This window comes from Embleya sp. NPDC008237 (assembly GCF_042956465.1).
Classification (GTDB): domain Bacteria; phylum Actinomycetota; class Actinomycetes; order Streptomycetales; family Streptomycetaceae; genus Embleya.
This window is the reverse complement of sequence record NZ_JBIBGL010000006.1, coordinates 231,298-249,690: the sequence shown is the minus strand read 5'-3', so window position 1 is coordinate 249,690 and position 18,393 is coordinate 231,298. Positions and strand designations below refer to the sequence as shown.

Below are 18,393 nucleotides of genomic sequence, written 5' to 3'. Positions count from 1 at the left end.
CGCGACGTGGCGCCGCGGGGCCGGCCGGCCGTATCGCGGGGCGGGCGCCCTCCGGGCCCGGGCGGGCAGACGTTCGTGCCCGATCATCGTCCGTTCGCGGCGGCGAAGCGGACGACGATCGGGCTCGGTTCGGCGCATGGTTCCGGTCGCGGTCCCGGCAATGGTTCGGAGCGTGGTTCCGAAGGTGGCTCGGGCCGCGGGGTGAGGCGACGAGTCGGGTCGGTCAGACGCCTGCGACCGACTGGATCCAGGAGCGGTACGCCGTCACGTTCGTGTACGCGGTGGTGGTCTGTCGGTCGCTGGTGGAGGCGACGCCGACCTGGACACCGTTCGCCAGCATCGGACCACCCGAGTCGCCGCCCGCGGTGATCCCGTTACCGCGCTGCGCACAGATCGCCGAACCGTTGTACGCGTCGCGGCAACCACCGGTCACGGTCACGTTCGCGACCTTCAGGAACTGCGACTGGCAGTTGATCTCCTGGCCGCACCGTGACGTCGCGCCCCATCCGTAGACCTGGACGCTCTGACCCACCGTCACCGAACCGGGTTGGCCGAGTCGGGAGTAGGTGGCCGAGACGGAGCGGTCGAGCCGAACCAGGGCCAGGTCGGCCGACGGACTGGTGTAGGTCTGGACGCCGTTGGCCACGGTGCCCCCGGAGGTCTGGTCCAGGCTGCCGATGCGGAACGTCAACTGCCCCCCGCTGACGCAGTGTTTCGCGGTGAGGATCCAGGTGGGCGCGATGATGGTCGAGGTACACGTCTGCCTGCCGGCGGAGAACAGGCGGGCCGCCCAGGGGGCGTTCTGCGCATATCCGCCACCGATGATCGGCTGGGGGCCGCCGGCCGACGGCTGGTCGACCGGAACCGCGGACGTGGCGGGGGAGGCGGTGGCTGTGGCGCCGAGGGTGAGCACCATGAGCAATGCGGCCAAGAGAGCGGGGACTATCCTGGTTATTCGCAAAGTTCCTCGTTTCCGAAGACACGCGGCATCTCGCGTGTGGTGTCCAGGGGGTACCAGGATCCCGATGGCGGCCGGCCGCGGGTAATAGCAATCTTCCATGTCGCCGGAGATATGCCTCCGACCGGAATCGGCCGCGCTGCGCGCCGGCGGCGGAGCAGGCGGGACCTGCCGCGGTCGAATTCGATGCACGCGAAGATGCTCCCGGCCCCACCCGCACGGCCGCCGCGCCGCGCCTCCCCCGCCTACCCGCCTCGACTCCGCAGGCCCCATCCTCCTGCCGCCGAACTCACCGTCCAGGCGTGGCAGTTCGGGCCATCTTCACGCGGGTGACACCGAGCAGACCGGCAAGGGGCACCGTGGCGGCGGTCTGGTGTGGGCTCACCGTGAGGCCCTGGGAGCGGATGCGATCGAGGAGGTGTTCGGCCAGCGGCATGATCAGGTGTCGGCCGCGGCAGCGGTCGGAGGCGTGGCCGAAGGGGAAGTACCCCGGATGGTTGTCGGCGTCCAGGTCGCTCCAGCGCTCGGGTCGGAAATCGTCCGGGTCGACCCACAGTTCGGGATCGCGGTGACTGAGCAGCGGGAGCAGCAGCACGTCGTCGTTCGGGCCGATCCGGGAATCCAGGGCGGGAAACTCGGGGGAGGCGACCCGCAGGATGTTCCACGACGGCGGCAGCAGGCGCAGGGACTCCAGCACGATGTGCCGGTTCGACGCGTCGGCGTCGAAGGGCGAGCCCAGCCAGAGCGCGTTGGCGACCAGTGCCGAGACTCCCAGGCACACCGGAGCCGCGACCCGTCGGTACAACCCCAGCGCGTGGTGCCGGTTGTCCGGATCCGCGGCCGCCGTGGCGGTCAGCGCCGCGAGTTGCGACATCGGCGCGTCGGGATCGGGCGTGCCGGGCAGTGCGGCACTCGTGCGGACCGCGGCCCGCGCCAATACGGGCATCGCCTCGAGCCGGCGATCCGTGAGCATGCGCAGTCGCAAGGGATCGGGACGGAAAAGCAGATCACGTAGATAGGCGTGGCCCGCGTGCGGCCAGTTCCCGGAAAGATCCACACTATCGGGAATCGGCTCGTGCAAAGCGGCGCGGACGTCCCGCGAGAGCGCCTGCATCACGTCGGCGGCCTCCGCGCGGGCAATGGATCTTCCGTACAGCGGCTTGAAAGTCGGCCGCTCGAATTCATGGGCGGACCTGCTCTCGAGAAGTTTCTCGATCAGATCCGGGTCGGCGACTCCGACGGTGTCGGCGTCCACTCGAAAGAACTTCACACCGCGATGTTCCCGGAGGAGTTCTTCGATCTTCGGCGAAAAAACCGTGGTCCGGGCGCGCCCGACCGTATCGGAACTCATCGGTGCTCTCCACGTGGCGGGAGTCTCGCGTCCGGTGCCGCCGACATACGGCGACACCGGACCCGAACCCGGGCGGTGAACCGACACTTCGTCGGATCGTGGCGGCGTTACCGCAGGAGTATCGATCGTGCGGCGGGAGCGGCCACGACCCGTATCGGTTCGATGATCAACCGGTTCTCAGCGCGTGTTGATCAGCTGTACCAGATGTACCAGACTGCGGACTTCAGGGACTTCTCGGGCCTGAACCTCTTGGAGAAAGAGTTGACGATCTTGATCACGACAACCTCCAGGTGACTGTGAACCGGCCGAGTCTCGGATGACACGGGCGGTCGGGGCGATAAACCATCGCTACAGAATCCGACTTTCCGATTCCCGTCGCCTGGAAAGTGAATCCCCGGGACTAAAGGCACGTCAATGTGACGTGGATCACAGATCAAAAACGCCCCATAACAAGCCGCTCATATCCGGCCGGCGCTTATCCAAGCACACTCACACGCAGTTCACACAAACCGCGGAAAACTTGTTTCTCGATCTTGCCACCGATGCCGATCGACAGGTCGGCCGGCGGGTCCACCGCCGCCGCGCGACGCGCGGACGAACACCCGTTTTCGGCCGGCAACCATTCCGGCAGCGCACCCCGGGTAGGCGAGCAGGAGCCGCCGGCCAGTCGGTCGGCCCGGTCGGTGCAGCCGGTGCACCCGCGACAGCGGACGCAGGAGTCGCGGCGAACCGAAACGCGCCGGCCACCCGGCCCTGCCCGGTGGATCCTCACGGCGGGCCGACGACGCCGCTCGCGACCATCGCGACTCGTGACTGGGCCATCGGTATCAGATCCAGCCCCGGCGCGATCCGCATCGCGCGACGGATCGTCCTCCCGGCTCCGGCCACGTCCCCGAGTTCCGCGAGGCACACCGCCATCAGTGCGTCCGCGGAGGCCCGTGCCCTCCGATCACCCAGCCGCGACCTTCGTCGATGCCGGCGCACGCGCGAATACGCCTCCGCACTCCGCCCTTCCAACACGTCGAGCACCAACGTCACCGGACAGAACGGGTGTTCCGCCTCGTCGGCGACCGCCTCGGCGGTCCGAAGCAATGCCGACGTGCCGGCCAAGGAGAACTCGCCCGCCAGGAAGCCGACAGCCGCGTAGTCCGCGTACTTGTGTGCCATGAGGGATCGAAACGGGTCGTCCGCCGGAGCCGCGTCCAACCAACCTCGGACGACGTCCAGGCAAGCCGCGTACTCCCGCTGCCGCGCGAACAACATCGCCCGCCCGAGGACCCACCCGACACGATCGTCGCGATCACCCGACAGTTGGTCCATCAACCGGTGCGCCCACCCGAACTCCCCGAGCGCCACCGCCCCGGTGAACGTCGCGCCCCACTCGTCGACCTCATCTCGACCCCACCCGCCGGTTCGCATCCCGCGAGTATGGCGCCCCGGGTTCACGCGCAACGCGGCCGTCCCGATCCGACCGGCGGCGGGCCTCGCCTGCGTGCGGATCCGGGCGGGTGCGCGCGACGCGGGCGTCGGGCGGGTGCCGGTTCGCCGTTCGGGCTCCGAGTCTCCGAACCTCCGGGCGTCCGGAATCAACCCCGCCCGCCGGTCAGCGTCGGGCCGGGTTCGGGGCCCGGCGGGCCGGGTCGCGGGTGGTGGTGGTCTCGATCAGGGCCTCCAACTCGGGGTCGGCCCACGGGCGGTGCGCGGCCAGCGTGGCACGGTGTCGGCCGGTGGCGATGTCCCGGAGGATGTCCTCGGCGGTGACGCCGGGGCCGAGCAGGCGGGTGGTGGCGGGCGCGTGGCCGGTCCAGGCCCAGCGCAGCGATGCGCCCATGCTGTAGACCTCGGCGGCTTCGGTGAGGGTGACGGCGGCGTCGGGCCTGCCGTGGAGGAGTTCGCGCGCGATCTCGGGTGCGGTGGACTGGTCCATGCCTCCTCGGTAGGGACGCGGCAGCGGCAGATCGGGATGGTGGGCGAGGTCGTGGTCGATGAACTCGACCGCGTTTCCCGGAGTGATCAGGATGTTGGCCGGTTGGATGTCGCCGTGCCGCCAACCCGCGGCGTGCAGTGCGGCCAGCAGCGCGAACGCCCGATGGGCGATCCGACGCAGGCTTGCTCGGGTGCCCGGCGTGGCGGTACGGCGGGCGGCGACGCACCAGTCCCACAGGGTGGTGCCCGGCCGCCAGGCGATCGCGATCCACGCACCGTCGCCGAGACGTCCGCTCACCGCTCCGGCAGGGTGCAGTTCCCGATCGCGCAGGAGGGCGACGGCACGGGCCTCGTGCAACAACGCGGCGACGTCGGCGGGTTCCGTCGCGGTCCTGATCTTCCAGTGCCGGGTGCGCCAGGCGGCGCTGTGGTCCCGGGTCAGCGGGCGCGGATCCTCCGCGATGCCCAGGCTTTCCAGGGCGGCGGCGAGCAGCGGGTCCATTTCACGTCCTCGTGGTCCGGACGATCGGTCCGGTCCGGCCGCCGCGCACCGACCCGCGAACGGACCTGCCGCGTGACCGCCGCACGGAGCGGAACGCCGCCGGGCGGTGGCGTGGTTGTGCCCGGCGGCGACCTGCCCGAGGTGCGGACGTCAGTCGTCCTTCTTCCACCGACCGGCTTCCTGGGTACCGGTGTACTCGGCGAGCGCGGCCTGCTTGCCCGCGTGGACCAGCGGTACGCCGTCCGCGGTGACGTTGAGGCCGAGGACGGCGTCGAAGTGGTGCTCGGGCAGCGCAGGGCGCGACGCCCGGGCAGGGTCGGGAGAAGGGGCCCTGCGGGTGAGGATCAGCGGTCGAACCATGGGATTCCTCCTGTCCGTTCGATACGGGCACCGCGGCTGGGACCTGCCGTACTCCGAGTGAACCCCGCGTCGCCGCACATGAACAGCCCCTGCCGGCGGTGGAATCGCCGACGCGCCGCCCCGCCTGCGACCCGCACACGGCGTGGCGAGCCCTGGTGGGGTTGCGGGATACGCAGGGGGCGGGTGGTACGCACCGGGCGCACCCACCCACGGGCACCGCATGCGCCGAAACGGCCGTCGGGACGATACCCGCGGCGGCGGGGCCGGGTGCGCTCCCGGGTACGCCGAGCGCTGCCCGCCCCCGGCTGCCGACCGGGTTCGGGCCCGGCCGCCGCGCACCCGTACGGTCCGCGTGGTCGTCGGGTCGGCCGGGGCGGTACCGACGGCGAACTCGCCGGACTCGATGGCCAGGTGGCCGTGACGGCGGCGGTCGGCGGCGACCGCGTACTGCCGTGCGTGCTGCGGTACGTGCCGGCGCTGACGTACGTGCCGAGGCTGCGCAACTCCGGCCGCGGTGGCGGTCCCCGACCGCGCCGGTCACGGGTGCGGCGGCACGCCGTGGTGCAGGTAGGCGGTGGTGTTCGCGGTCAGAGCCTCGGCGCAGGCCCGCAGACGGCGGGCCATGTGCGGCGCCATGAGCACGTCCCACTCGGCGGGGGCCGCCAGACGCCAGGCCGTGAGTTCACCGGCGTCGAGCCGGATCCGGGCACGCGCCTCGGCCTCGGTGAGGGCTCCCCCGTCGAAGAGGTGGTTCGTGAGGGCGGGCCGACCGTCGGGTTGCGGCGGAACCCAGTCGACGACCAGCAGCCGCCCGGGAAGCAACGCGAGACCGAGTTCCTCCTCGATCTCCCGACGGGCCGTGTCCCAGGGATACTCACCGTGGTCCATGGCGCCGCCGGGGATCTCCCAGTGGCCGTCGCCGTAGGCGGGTTCGACCAACAGAACGCGTCCGCGCTCGTCGTGCAGGATCGCCCCGGCGGCGCCGATGTGCCTGGGCAACGACGCGTAGTACTCGGCAGGAGGTAGATGCGCCATGCGAACGAGGCTAACGCCGCCCGGTGTCCGGGCCGGTCCACCTACGCCGGGTCCGGGTTCGCGGGAGCCCGCCGAAGTTCTGCCCCTCGGGTGGTCGGGAACCGGAGAGGAGGCCGACCTTCCGGTCGGCCGAAGTGCGTCTCAGCGCGTGGCTCCGGGCCCGGTGTCGCCCGTCGCGTCCGGCCCGGCGGCGCTGCCGGTGTCCCGGACTCGGCGCAACGCCCGTCCCATGTGCAGGAATTCGGCCTGCTCCCCGTCGCCGAGGAAGGCGTACGAGGGGTGTCGCCCGCCCTCGGGCTCGGCGGTGATCAGGGTACGCGCGTCCAACGGCACGACCCGGCTGGTGGCGGCCTCGTCACCGACCAGTTCGGCGATGGCACCGAGGGCGCGCGCGGTGAAGGTCAGGCCGTCCTCGGTCTCGGCGATGTCGATCTGCACGGCCGGTGACGCGTAGCGGCCCACGACGTAGCCCGTGTCGATCGACACCGGTTCGGCGGGCGGCGCGGGCGGCTCCGGGACCTCGACGCCGCCTACGGTGCCGAGCAGTTCGCGGACCAGGTCGAAAGCGCCGTACAGGGCGCCGCCGTTGGTCAGCAACGCGACCGAGAACTCGCGCGAGGGCACCACGCGCAACATCGCACCGTGGCCGATCGTGCCGCCGTCGTGACCGATGACGGGCTCGCCGGGCCAGTCGTACAGGTTCCAACCCAGGCCCCACGACCTGCCGAGCCGGCCGTCGCCGACGATCTCGATCTGCGGTTCGCACATCGCTCGTGCGGACTTCTCCGACAGCAGGCGTGTGCCGTCCGGGAGCAGCCCGCGGCGAATGTGCGCGGCGGCGAATTCCAGCAGGTCGCGCGCGCTCGTGGCGAGCATGCCTCCGGAGGGGCCGCCGGCGCGGGACATGTGGTGGATGGGTGCCTTGACCGGGCCGTCCGGTCCGCCGAGGTGGCCGATGGCGGTGCGGTGCAGGATCGACTCGCTCGCGTCGTTGGCCACCTCGGTCAGGCCCAGCGGCGTGAACACCCGTTCGCGCAGGGCCGCCTCCCAGGTACGCCCGGTCAGCACCTCGACCACGCGGCCGAGCAGGTCGAATCCGCTGTTGCTGTACGAGAACGTCTCGCCCGGCGGGAACAGCTGGATGCCCGCGGTCGCCAGGCTCGCCTCCAGGCGCTCCAGGGCGTCGTGTCCGGGGCCGTGGTCGTCGTACAGCTCGCCCTCGAAACCGCCGGTGTGACACAGCAGGTGACGGATCGTCACTCGCGCGGCGGCGTCCTCGTCGACGAGCCGGAAGTCGGGGAGGTACGTGCGGATGGGGACGTCCAGGTCGATCAGACCCTCGTCCACGAGCTGCATCACCAGGGTCGTGGTCCACACCTTGGTGATCGACCCGACCTGGAACAGCGAGTCGGGCGTCGCGGGGTAGCCGGTCTCGATGTCGAGCACGCCCACCGCCGCGGTCACGGTTCGATCGCCCAGGCGGACGGCGATACTCGCGCCGGGTATGCCCGCCTGCTCGGCCAGGTCGGCGAGCCGGGCCCGCAGGTACTCGGGCGTCGGCAGGGACCCGGACGCACTCGACAGATCCGGGCGGCCGGACGACGGCGTGGCGGCCGGGGACGGGGCGGATCGTGCCATGGACGAGCACCTCCTGGATCGGCGGCGGGAGCGCCGCGGTGAGCGCTCACGGTAGGCAGCGCCCAAGACCCCCGGCTCGTCGCCCGCGACGAAGAACCGACACCGAACCTGTACGAATCGCCAACGCCCGGACGGGGTGACGTGCGTGATGCTCGGCGGGGCGTCGCGCACCCCCGCGGATCGGCGGAGCAGGGCAACGAACGGGAGAATCCGATGGACGTATACATCTCGATCGACATGGAAGGCATCGCGGGTATCGCCACGATCGACCAGATCGTGCGCGGGGGCGGCGGGTACCGCAATGCGCAGGAGATGATGACGGGCGAGGCGAACGCGGCCATCGAGGGTGCGTTCGCGGCGGGCGCGGACAACGTCCTGATCAACGACAGCCACGGCACGATGGACAACCTGCTCGCGCGCGACCTGGACCCGCGGGCCCGGGTGATCCAGGGCAGCCCCAAGGCCCAGTGCATGGCCAGCGGCCTGGGCGCGAACCACGGAGTGGCGCTGTTCATCGGCTACCACGCGGCGGCCGGCGCACCGGGCGTGCTCGCGCACACGTTCTCGTCCGACTTCGGGGCGGTACGGCTGAACAACCGCCCTGTCACCGAGGCCGAGGTCAACGGACTGCTCGCGGCCCAGCACGGCGTCCCGATCGGGCTGGTGACCGGCGACAACGAGGTCTGTGCGGCGACGGCCGCGGCGTTCCCCGGGGTGATCACCGTCCCGGTCAAGACGGCCGAGGGGGTGCACGCGGCGAACAGCGTGCACCCGTCCACGGCCCAGGACCTGATCCGGGCCGGCGCCGCGGCGGCGGTGGAGAAGGCCGCGACCGTGGAGCCGTTGGAGCTGCCGGAGAAGTTCGTCTTCGAGGTCGGGTTCCAGATCCCGCTGGCCGCCGAGATCGCGGCGTCCACGCCGGGTGCGGAGCGCGTGGACCAGTTGACCGTACGCTGCGAGGCGCCCGACGCGAACGGTGTGATCGACCTGGTCAACATCTGGGCCACCATCGCCGCGCACTCCGCCCGCTCCCGGCTGCCGATGCTGGCCGTCCGCTAGTGGGCGAGGGGGCGGGCCGAGGGGCGGGACGCGCCCGGTACGACGCGCGGGTCCGCGCCGGACGCGTCCGCGGTGTGCGCCGAGGCGCGGGTGGTCAGTCCGTGCCCGGGCCGGGGCGGCGGCCCGGCAGTCGCGGGGTGCCCGTGACGGAAGTGACCAGCGAGTACAGCGCGTTGTTGGCGGCCAGGAACATACGGTTGAGCTTGGGGCCGCCGAAGGTGATGTTGGCGACGGGTTCGGGAGTGCGGATGCGGCCGATGAGGGTGCCGTCGGGGTCGTAGCAGTGCACGCCGTCGGCCATCGCGGCGACCCACAGGCGGCCCCGGTCGTCGAAGCGGATGTTGTCGAACCGCCCTTCGCCCGGGCGGCATTCGACGAAGACCGCACCCTCGGAGAGGGTCCCGTCCGGGCGCACGTCGAAGACCCGGACATGGTTGGCCCGGGTGTCCGAGACGTAGAGCCGTTGCTCGTCCCGGGACAGCACCAGCCCGTTCGGTCCGCCGAACCCGTCGGCCACCAGGCGCACTTCGGCACTGACCGGGTCGATGCGATAGACGTTGGTCGCGCCGATCTCGCTCTCCGCGCGGTGCCCCTCGTAGTCGGTGGTGATGCCGAAGTCGGGGTCGGAGAAGTAGATCGAGCCGTCCGAATGCACGACGGCGTCATTGGGGCTGTTCAGCCGCTTTCCCCCGAATCGGTCGGCCAACACGGTGACGGAGCCGTCGTGTTCGGTCCGGGTGACCCGCCGGTTGCCCTGTTCACAGGTGACCAGGCGGCCCTGCGCATCGAGGGTGTTGCCGTTGGGGTGTCCGGCCGGTGAGCGGAAGACGCTGACGACACCGTTGGTCTCGTCCCAGCGCAGCATGCGGTCGTTGGGGATGTCGCTCCAGATCAGGAAGCGTCCCGCCGGGAAGTAGAGCGGCCCCTCCGACCAGCGCCCGCCGGTGTAGAGGGTCTCCAGCCGGTCGTCACCGAAAATGCAGCGCTCGGTGCGGAAACGTTCGTCGATCACGTCGTAGATCGGGGTGCGGGCCTCGGACATCGTCTCGCGACTCCTCGCAGCGTCTGAATACCATCCTGGCTCCATGCATGAATACAGAATATGATTCTGCTATGTCAAGATCCGATCGAACCCCATCTCGTGGCGACGATCCGGCACGGACGGAGCGGACGGGTGCTCGGCCGGGGTGCGGCGGGCCCTTGGCGCCGCGGGTGTACTCGGTCGCGGCGTGTTCGACCCGGCTCGCTACCATCGAGCCGCCTCGACCACCGAGCCGCCCTCGATCACCGAACCGCCCTCGATCGGCGCGACCACGGAGGAACCCCTTGGACGACATCGATCGGGACCTGCTCGCGCTGCTCCAGCAGGACGCCGTCCGCACCTATGCCGAACTCGGCAAGGAGGTGGGGCTGTCCGCCGGTGCCGCCCACGAGCGCGTGCGCAAACTGCGGGCGAGCGGGGTCATCCGCCGTACCCTCGTCGACGTGGACCCGGCAGCGGTGGACCTCGACGTCCTGGCCTTCGTCACCGTCGACTCGGTGGCCTGGATGGGTGACTCCGGACCGGCTTTCGCGGCCGTCCCGGAGATCCAGGAGGCGCATGTGATCGCCGGGACGGCCTCGGTGCTGCTCAAGGTCCGCACCACGTCCACCGAGGCGATGCAGGACGTGCTGCGCCGCATCCACGCCATCGACGGGGTCAGCAGCACGCAGGCGACGATCGTGCTCGAGACCTTCTTCGAGCGAACGATCCCCACCGGCGGCACCGCCGGCTGAACCGAGCGCGCCGGAGTCGGTCCGGGTCCGAGTCCGGAGCCCGGGTCCGAGACCGTTCGCGGGCGCGGCGAATGGCGGCGCGCGGGATTGCCTTGCGTCACATCGCCTGGCGATGTGGGAGGTTGGCGGCGTGCGGGATTGCGTTCGCGTCGCATCGTGTCGCGCCCTGCCACGCGGGTTGCGTCGTGGCGCGTCAACGCACGGGTCGCGGCACCTCACGCGCCTCCCCGACGCCGTCGACGCGCGACTCGCCCCCGGGCGGCCATTGCGCATGCCGCCGTTCGCGGAGGTCTCGCGCTCCTCCCGCGTGCGCCCGGCGCACGGCCGCAGCGCCGACGAAATACCGGACCCCGCACGGTCCTTCCCGAAGGCCGTCCGATCACGCCCGGCAGCGACTCGTTTGGTCGAGCGTCCGGTCCGGGCGCCCTCGTCGCCCCCGCGCCTTGCTCGCACATCCGTGCGCTCTGCCGGGGCCGGGCACACGCCAGAAGCATGAGCGGACACTCCCGCAGGCGACCCCGCCCGCACCTTCAGGAGGCACCGCGATGACCACGAAAGCCACCGGAGGAGACCCCTCCTCGGCACGCTCGAAACCCGGGTCCACCGGCATCCCACACCAGGCCGGCACCGCTCGACCGACCCCGCCGAACCCCGCTGCCGCAGACGAACCCGCGGACCAGGAACCGCAGTTCGCGCCACCCGGACGCGACACCGCGGTCGCGCTGACCAGGATCACCACCCGGGCGATGGCGGCCCGTCTGCCCCGACTGATCATCCGCGCGATGCGCCTGGCCTGGCGGGCCGATCCGGGCGCGTTGATCGCGCTGCTCGTGTGCCAGGTCCTCGCCGGGCTCCTGGAAGCCGGCGGCCTGCTGGCGACGACGGGCACGATCACCGCACTGATCTCCTCGGGCGACGTCGCCGACCGCCTGCGCGAGGCGTTGCCCTCCATCGTCCTGCTCGCCTCGGCGGTCGGCCTGCGCGCCGTACTGGGCATCGCCGTCGTCGGCCTGTCCGCGCGGGTCACCCCTCGCCTGACCCGCGAATCCGAATGGCTCCTCCTCCAGGCCGCCTCCCGGGCCGAGTTGGCCGCCTACAACCACCCCGGCTACCAGGACCGCTGGGACGCCGCCGACCGCGGCCTGCAATCCATGCGCGGCCTGATGCCGCAATCCCAGGACGTGCTCGCCGCGTGCGCGTCCCTGATCGCCGCCGCGTCCGTCCTCACCATCCTGCACCCGGTGCTGCTCCCGCTGCTCCTGCTCGGAGCGCTGCCGCGCGGAGTCGCCGCGGTACGCGGGGCCAGGGTCGAGTACCTGACCACGCTCCGCACCCAGGACGAGCGGCGGCTGCTCAACATGCTGCGGTGGCACATCTCCGACCAGCGCTGGGCCGACCAGGTCCGCGCCTGCACCATGGCGCCGTACCTGCTCAACCGCTACTCGATCGCCGCCGAGCGGGTGCAACGCGTCACCCAGGCCGGTGCCTGGACCACCGCGAAGATCGGCTTGGTCGGCGCCGCCGTGGGCGGCCTCGCCGCGAGCCTGGTGTGGGCCACGCTCGCCTACCTGCTCTCCACCGGCCGGATGTCGGTGGCCGCCGCCGGCACCGCCGTCATCGCGCTGCGCACCGTGGGAACGGCACTGGGCGGTCTGGTGGTGTCGGGCAGTCGGCTGTACAGCGTCGGCCTCTACCTCGACGACTGGGCCCGCTTCCTCGACGAAGCCGGCGGTCACGGCATGAAGCGGGGCACCCTCGCACCGAGTTCGCCGCTCGTCGTGCGCGCGGAGAACGCCACGTACCACTACCCGGGCAAGGCGACCGCCGCCGTGGACGGCGTCGACCTGGAGGTGCGCAGGGGCCGAATCCTGGCCCTGGTCGGCGAGAACGGCTCCGGCAAATCCACCCTCTCCCGCCTTCTGTGCGGCCTCTACCTGCCGCACGAGGGCCGCATCACCTGGGACGAAATCGACATCACGGACCTCGACCCGCACGCGGCCTGGGCCCATCTCGGCTACGTCCCGCAGGAGATCGCCCGGTGGCCGCTGTCCGCCCGGCTGAACATCAACCTCGGCCAACCGCGCGCCGACGACGTCGCCGCCCTGGACCGGGCGGCAGCGGCCTCCGGCGCGGACGACGTCATCGCCGGCCTGCCGCGCGGCCTGGCCACGCTTCTGGCCCGGGAGTGGTGGGGCGGCATCGATCCGTCCGTGGGTCAGTGGCAACGCTTCGGCATCGCCCGGGCGTTGTACGGGCAACCCGGCCTGATCTGCCTCGACGAGCCCACCTCCGCACTCGACCCCCGGGCCGAGCACCGGATCTTCGCCGGACTGCGCGGCATCGCCCGGGACAGCGCCGTGGTCCTGGTCACCCATCGCCTGGCCAACGTGGCGGTGGCCGACGAGATCGTCGTGATGGAGTCGGGCCGTGTCGTACAGCGCGGCGCATTCGAGGAACTCCTCGCCGACAAGGACGGCTTGTTCGCCGAACTGTGGCGCCTGCAACAGGACCGCGGCGCCGACCCGGACGGCCGATCGTGACCGACCGCACCGCCGACCAAGCCATGCCCTCGCCCATGCGCTCCGACCCGAAGACCGGGGCCGGAGCCGGGGCCGGGGCCGGAGTCGGAGTCCGGGCTGAAGCCTGGACCCGAACCGAGTCCGGCATCGGGACCGGGACCGGGACCGGGACCGGGACGGTGACCGGCACCCGGACGGTGACCGACAACGCCGCGGCCGCGGCCACCGCCGCCACTGAACGCCTGCCCATCGACGACGAGGAAGGCCCGCTGTGCAGATCGGAACGAAGGTCGAGGCCGTACGGGACCTCGGCGGCGCCCTCGCCCAGTCGATCCCCGCGGGCACCCGGGGCGTGGTCGTCGGGCATCGTTTCGACGGACGCCTCGACGTGGCCTTCACCCTTCCCGGCCTTCTGGGCGGTACCCGCTCGGTCAATGTCTGGGTGACCGACACCGAAGTGACCACGGTCTGAACACACCCACCGCTCCCACGCCGCCCCCGCCCGGCCACCCCGGCGGGGGCGCACCGGGCCGAGCCGGGCCGGGTCAGTCCGGTTCGGCCATGCCCTCGGCCGCTCGCCTGACGGCCGCCGCGTCGTCGGGGCGGTTGTCTTCGTCGTAGCGGTCGGCGAGTGCCTTGGCGGCCTCGATGAAGGTGTCCGGTTCGGCGTGGCCCAGTTCCAGGCCGGTCGTCAGCGCACGGACCGTGAACTCCAACACGTCCACGAGCGCGGCGGGCTCCCGGCCACCGGCCACGGCCGAGGTGTAGGCCGCGTACCCGAGGATGCCGAAGCGTACGTGCGCGGGCCCGTTCTCGGGCTCGTCCTCACGCAGCCGGCCCAGCACGTCGACGGCGGAACTCAGGCAGCGGAAGGCCATGCCGTGGTTGCCGAACGCGGTGAACGCCGCGGCACAGTCCGCGAAGGCGTCCGCGGTCGCGAACGCGTCGCGCGTCGGCCACTCGTCGGCGAGCAACTCGTATGCGGTGGAGGCACGAACCAACGCGCGCCGCTCCTTGCCCTGCACGGCCAGTTCACGGGCCTGTCGGGCCAACGCCCGCCCCCCGTTCCTGGGGCCGAGATCGCCCGCCCGTCGCCCAAAACGCATGAATTCCTCCGATTCGCACCCAGCGCCGACCGCCCCCACCCCCTTCCGACGCACCCCACCCCTTTCACGTTCCCCGGTCGCGGCCGTGCTGCCCGACCCCGACGGGGTGCTCCGGGCGCGCTGGATGGCCTGATCGGACGCCGGCCGGGCTCGCCCCGATTCGGCTGCCGGAGCACGAAGTTCACGTCGTACATCCGCGCACGTGGGGGCCTCGGCGGTGCGCCGTCGCCAAGAATTCACGCCGCATGGGGTCCCGGTGGACCGGGGTGCTCGGGCACGCTGGGCGCGCCGATCCGCGCCCGGGTCCGGGCCGGATGCCGCCAACCGCCTTCGGGAGGCCCTGCCGTGACCGCTCCGTCCGCCCTGCGTCGCACCGCAACCACCGTGTGTATAGCCGGGCTTGCCCTGGCCGCGACCGCCCCCGCGCACGCCGCGCTGCCCACGCCGATATCGGCGGCGACCGCCCGCTCCTACCTCGCCGGCATGACCGCGACCGCCGAAACGCACGGCGACAGCTACGACCGCGACCTGTTCCCGACCTGGATCACCATCTCCGGGACCTGCGACACCCGCGAATGGATCCTCAAGCGGGACGGCGCCGGCGTGACCACGAACAGCGCGTGCACCGCGACCTCCGGAACCTGGACCAGCGCCTACGACAACGTGGTGACCACCAACCCGTCGACGTTCGACATCGACCACCTGGTACCGCTGTCCGAAGCCTGGGCCTCCGGTGCCTGGGCCTGGACCACGACCCGCCGTCGCACCTTCGCCAACGACGTGAACGACCCCCAGCTCATCGCCGTCTCCGCCTCGTCCAATCGCTCCAAGGGCGACCGGGATCCCGCCGAGTGGCTCCCCCAGACGTCCTACCGCTGCACATACGCCCGAGCCTGGGTCCAGGTGAAGCACGACTACGCACTCACCGTCGACTCCACCGAGAAGAACACACTCACCACAATCCTCAACGCCTGCTGACCCGACGCCCCGCCACGTCCCGACCACACCCGACCGTCGCCCCGGCCGACGGCCCACCCACGGCCCCTCACCCGGGTCGCAGGAACAATGGTCCCATCGACCCCGCGCTCCGGCACAGTCCGCTCAGCGATCACCACCTTCCGGCCCTTGCCTGCGCGGCCCTGCGATCGTGACCGGACGACGCGAAGCCGTTCGCGGCTGCGCCCCGAGCCGACGGCGAAACCGGCAACACCGCCTTACCCCCCGTCCTCGCCGGCGACGTCCCACGCCTGCGCCGCCTTCGGCCCGAGGACGCCGCTACGTGACCGGGCACCATCCGTGCCCCGACGACGTGACCTTCCCTGCCCGGCGGCCGGCCGCCCTCGAAGCGCCTACCCCGGGGTTCGGCCGGCGTGCCGGAGGAAGTCGATCACCTCTGCCCGTTCGGCGGCGAGGCCGGCTGCGACGGGGGCAGGCAGCGGCTCGAACGCATCCACCTCGATGGAGCGGCCCGCACCGACGCGGGTCCAGGTGCCGACCGCCAGGCCGTCGGCGCAGACGGTGGGGCGAATGAGGCCGCCACCGGGCCGAACCCGACCCTCGTAGCCGGCGGGGACGGACAGTTCGCGGGTGCGATAGCCGACGAGGTAGTCGTCGTAGGCCGGCAACATCCGCACATCGGGAGTGTCGGAAGAGATCCCGGCCCAGCCCTCGCCGCCACCGCCCGGCGCGATCGGCGCGGTCGGCTCGCCGTCGGCGGTGATCACGCCCGACCGGCGCAGCGCCGTCCAGGCCGTACGGGCCCATGTGATCGGCAGGCCCGACCAGGCCGCGAAGTCCGCCACGTCGACGGGCCCGTGCGCCTTCAGGTAGCGCAGGGCCAGTTCGGCGAGGGCGGCGTCCTGCTCCCGTTCCCGATCCCCGGATTGCGCCGGCAGCCAGTCGTCGAGCAGCACGTAGCCGGCTTCGCCGGCACGTTGTGGTCCCTGGCACAGGATCCCGGTGAGTGCCGCGTGGCGGATCAGGTGGAACGGCGCCTGCCCCCGCGGCGAAACCCCGAGGGTGGCCAGGTGTTCGGTCAACTCGGGCCGCGTGAGCGGCCCGTGGACGGTGAGAACGCGCCGGATCAAGTGGTCCGCCCGCTCGCGCAGGCTCTCGTCCAGGCCGAGTTCGCGATAGCGGCGATCGGTGGCGGCGAGGAGGCGGGGCGCAAACAGTCGCAGCAACCAGCGCACGTCCGCCGCGGCGACGGTGTGCAGGGTCCCACGCATGAACCAGCCGCGGACGATACTGCGCTCGTCCTCGTACGCGGCACGGATATCGTCCGCGCCAATGTCCCGGCCGCGTACCCGGATACCCAGGTCGGCAGCAGTGGCGTCCTGCGCCTGGATGGCGAACACCCGTCGCAGGACCCCCTCGACGGAGTCCTCCCGGATTCCGTCGGCCAGCCCCTGAGCACGGGCGCGCATCCCACGGACCCTCCGCCCCGACCCCACGATCGCCATCCGCGGGACCCTACCAGCGTTGGTGACGGAGATTTCGCACCGAACGCCCGTGCGGCCGCGCACCTTCCGCGGCCCTCGGCACGAAATGCGGTCGGTGGCGCCCCCTGGGGTGCCGGATTCGATCCAGCACCCGCCGGATCGAATCCGGCGCCTCTTCGGTAGGGCCCGCCGTCCGGGCGGCTCTGCGGGTCGCGAGCGACCCGCGTTCTCCCCCTCCCCGGCGAGCCCGTGGCGACCCCGCGGGCATCGGGACGGATTGCTTGGAGCCGGTCATGACCATGGTCGACGACCCGCACGGGATCACCACGACGCGGCGGGAAATCGAATACGCCGCGGCCACATTGGGAGATCATCTGCGCGGCCGACTGGATCGCCTGTGTCGGGCGGCCGGAACGGCCGATCCCGAGGGGCGGTACCGGGATTCGCTGACCGAACTGCTCGGCGCGGGGGCCGACCGACCGCTCTCGGCGCCCGCACCGCCGTCCCGGGTCTCCGACGACCACACGCCGGCGGAGTTCTCGGTGACCTTCCCGGGCGGCGACCGCCCGCGGGTACGGGTGCTGACCGAGCCCGGCTGCGGCGCGGCAACGCTCGCCGAGAACGGTCGGCTTGGCCAGCTGGCCCTGCAACGCACGGCCCGAAGCTGGGACTTCCCGCTCGATCCGCTGCGCCGCGTCGAGACGCTCTTCTTCCCGGCCGCGCCACAGGGCACGTTCGCGCTGTGGTGTGCGATGGAACTGCCGGCGACACCGGGCACACCGGGATTCAAGGCCTACCTGGACCCCGCCGTGCACGGCCCCCAACATACGGCCGACGTCGTCGAGGAGGCACTGGCCCGGTTCGGCTGCGCACGGGCCTGGCCACTGCTGCGCGAGCACGTCGCGGCGCGGTACCCCGACGACGATCGCTTCGCCTTCTTCGCGGTGGACCTGGGCCCGTGGGCGGCCCCGCGGGTGAAGGTCTACGTCGCGCACCACCGATTCGACCTCGACGGTGTGCGTCGCGTCGCCGGGCTGTTCTCGGAGCGGTGCGGCCGGCAGGCGGTGGAGTTCTGCCGTATCGCCGCCGGCACGGATCGCTTCGATCGCCGTCCGCCGGTGTCCTGCCTGTCGTTCACCGGTGGCGACCCCGGGACTCCGGCCGCCTACACGCTGCATCTGCCGGTGCGGGACCACGTGACCGACGACGGCCACGCTCGCGATCGCGCGGCTTCGCTGCTTCGACGCCAGGGGCTGCCCACCGGCCTGCTCGATCGGGCGCTGGGCGCGGTGTCGAGGCGCCGTCCGGTGGACGGGGTGGGACTGATCTCGTACCTCTCCCTGGTGCAGGCGCCGGCCCGGCCCCCGCGGGTGACGGTCTATCTGGCTCCCGAGGCCTACCGGGTCGCCCCGGCGCAGGTCCGCGAGTCCCGCCCGGTGGCCATCCTTTCGAGGGAATCGAGTCCGCGGATCCGGCACGCCCATCCGCCGGCTTCCTAGTGCCGCACCCGGCGACGTTTTGCCCCGTCGCGGTGTTCGGTGCGGTGCGTCGGCGTGCCGCCGGAACGTTCTCGTACCGGAGTACTCGGACGTTTCGGCGGGGCGGCGAGGTGCCGTGCCGGGCGCCGCGACGGTGCAAACGTGGCCGGGCGCGGCACTAGAGTCGGCGGTGGGTCGGCGGTCCGATGTGGTCGTGGCTGTTCGCCCGACGGCCCCGGCGTTT

17 protein-coding genes are annotated in these 18,393 nt (G+C 71.9%); 6 read left to right on the top strand and 11 right to left on the bottom strand.

The genetic code is table 11. The features are described 5' to 3' along the window. Window positions 1–223: 223 nt before the first annotated feature. From ACFZBU_RS17975 to ACFZBU_RS17940, 8 genes are all read right to left on the bottom strand, one after another. Window positions 224–961, bottom strand: coding sequence for a S1 family peptidase (locus ACFZBU_RS17975; protein ID WP_391584559.1), 738 nt, complete (start codon window positions 959–961; stop codon window positions 224–226). Between the two features lie 286 nt (window positions 962–1,247). After that, window positions 1,248–2,309 (bottom strand): cytochrome P450, encoded by a 1,062-nt coding sequence (locus ACFZBU_RS17970; protein WP_391584558.1) that lies wholly within the window; start codon window positions 2,307–2,309, stop codon window positions 1,248–1,250. 191 nt (window positions 2,310–2,500) lie between these two features. Further along, window positions 2,501–2,587 carry a tryptorubin family RiPP precursor gene (locus ACFZBU_RS17965; protein WP_391584747.1) on the bottom strand — a complete coding sequence of 29 codons (87 nt, stop codon included), beginning with the start codon at window positions 2,585–2,587 and terminating at the stop codon, window positions 2,501–2,503. 490 nt (window positions 2,588–3,077) lie between these two features. After that, window positions 3,078–3,728: a hypothetical protein gene (locus ACFZBU_RS17960; RefSeq protein WP_391584557.1), complete on the bottom strand. Its 651-nt coding sequence runs from the start codon at window positions 3,726–3,728 to the stop codon at window positions 3,078–3,080. A gap of 184 nt (window positions 3,729–3,912) precedes the next feature. Then, window positions 3,913–4,737 carry a hypothetical protein gene (locus tag ACFZBU_RS17955; protein WP_391584556.1) on the bottom strand — a complete coding sequence of 275 codons (825 nt, stop codon included), beginning with the start codon at window positions 4,735–4,737 and terminating at the stop codon, window positions 3,913–3,915. 150 nt (window positions 4,738–4,887) lie between these two features. Next, on the bottom strand, window positions 4,888–5,097 hold the full coding sequence (locus ACFZBU_RS17950; RefSeq protein WP_391584555.1) for a hypothetical protein: 210 nt from the start codon (window positions 5,095–5,097) through the stop codon (window positions 4,888–4,890). Window positions 5,098–5,634: 537 nt separating this feature from the next. Continuing rightward, the gene (locus ACFZBU_RS17945; protein ID WP_391584554.1) at window positions 5,635–6,132 is read right to left on the bottom strand and encodes an NUDIX domain-containing protein; all 498 of its coding nucleotides are present in this window, start codon (window positions 6,130–6,132) and stop codon (window positions 5,635–5,637) included. Between the two features lie 141 nt (window positions 6,133–6,273). Continuing rightward, entirely contained in the window at window positions 6,274–7,770 is a 1,497-nt protein-coding gene (locus ACFZBU_RS17940; protein WP_391584553.1) for a serine hydrolase domain-containing protein, read from the bottom strand. Between the two features lie 213 nt (window positions 7,771–7,983). Here ACFZBU_RS17940 and ACFZBU_RS17935 point away from each other — a divergent pair, with 213 nt between their 5' ends. Then, window positions 7,984–8,829 (top strand): M55 family metallopeptidase, encoded by an 846-nt coding sequence (locus ACFZBU_RS17935; protein ID WP_391584552.1) that lies wholly within the window; start codon window positions 7,984–7,986, stop codon window positions 8,827–8,829. 94 nt (window positions 8,830–8,923) lie between these two features. Here the strand turns inward: ACFZBU_RS17935 and ACFZBU_RS17930 are convergent, their stop codons facing one another. Next, window positions 8,924–9,871 carry an SMP-30/gluconolactonase/LRE family protein gene (locus ACFZBU_RS17930; protein ID WP_391584551.1) on the bottom strand — a complete coding sequence of 316 codons (948 nt, stop codon included), beginning with the start codon at window positions 9,869–9,871 and terminating at the stop codon, window positions 8,924–8,926. A gap of 284 nt (window positions 9,872–10,155) precedes the next feature. Between ACFZBU_RS17930 and ACFZBU_RS17925 the strand changes: the two genes are divergently transcribed. The 3 genes from ACFZBU_RS17925 to ACFZBU_RS17915 all read left to right on the top strand — a co-directional run bounded on the left by ACFZBU_RS17925 (window position 10,156) and on the right by ACFZBU_RS17915 (window position 13,596). Then, the gene (locus ACFZBU_RS17925; RefSeq protein WP_391584550.1) at window positions 10,156–10,605 is read left to right on the top strand and encodes an Lrp/AsnC family transcriptional regulator; all 450 of its coding nucleotides are present in this window, start codon (window positions 10,156–10,158) and stop codon (window positions 10,603–10,605) included. A gap of 545 nt (window positions 10,606–11,150) precedes the next feature. Beyond that, window positions 11,151–13,145, top strand: a complete 1,995-nt coding sequence (locus ACFZBU_RS17920) for an ATP-binding cassette domain-containing protein (protein WP_391584549.1) — start codon at window positions 11,151–11,153, stop codon at window positions 13,143–13,145. Window positions 13,146–13,395: 250 nt separating this feature from the next. Beyond that, on the top strand, window positions 13,396–13,596 hold the full coding sequence (locus ACFZBU_RS17915; protein WP_391584548.1) for a hypothetical protein: 201 nt from the start codon (window positions 13,396–13,398) through the stop codon (window positions 13,594–13,596). Window positions 13,597–13,669: 73 nt separating this feature from the next. Here ACFZBU_RS17915 and ACFZBU_RS17910 read toward each other — a convergent pair whose 3' ends face one another. After that, window positions 13,670–14,230: a hypothetical protein gene (locus tag ACFZBU_RS17910; protein ID WP_391584547.1), complete on the bottom strand. Its 561-nt coding sequence runs from the start codon at window positions 14,228–14,230 to the stop codon at window positions 13,670–13,672. A 384-nt stretch (window positions 14,231–14,614) separates the two neighbouring features. Between ACFZBU_RS17910 and ACFZBU_RS17905 the strand changes: the two genes are divergently transcribed. Beyond that, window positions 14,615–15,208 (top strand): HNH endonuclease family protein, encoded by a 594-nt coding sequence (locus ACFZBU_RS17905; RefSeq protein ID WP_391584546.1) that lies wholly within the window; start codon window positions 14,615–14,617, stop codon window positions 15,206–15,208. A 371-nt stretch (window positions 15,209–15,579) separates the two neighbouring features. On the opposite strand, the gene ACFZBU_RS17900 is transcribed toward ACFZBU_RS17905, so the two are convergent. Further along, window positions 15,580–16,656, bottom strand: coding sequence for a winged helix DNA-binding domain-containing protein (locus ACFZBU_RS17900; protein WP_391584545.1), 1,077 nt, complete (start codon window positions 16,654–16,656; stop codon window positions 15,580–15,582). Window positions 16,657–16,964: 308 nt separating this feature from the next. Here ACFZBU_RS17900 and ACFZBU_RS17895 point away from each other — a divergent pair, with 308 nt between their 5' ends. Further along, window positions 16,965–18,170: a tryptophan dimethylallyltransferase family protein gene (locus tag ACFZBU_RS17895; RefSeq protein ID WP_391584544.1), complete on the top strand. Its 1,206-nt coding sequence runs from the start codon at window positions 16,965–16,967 to the stop codon at window positions 18,168–18,170. Window positions 18,171–18,393 lie beyond the last annotated feature (223 nt).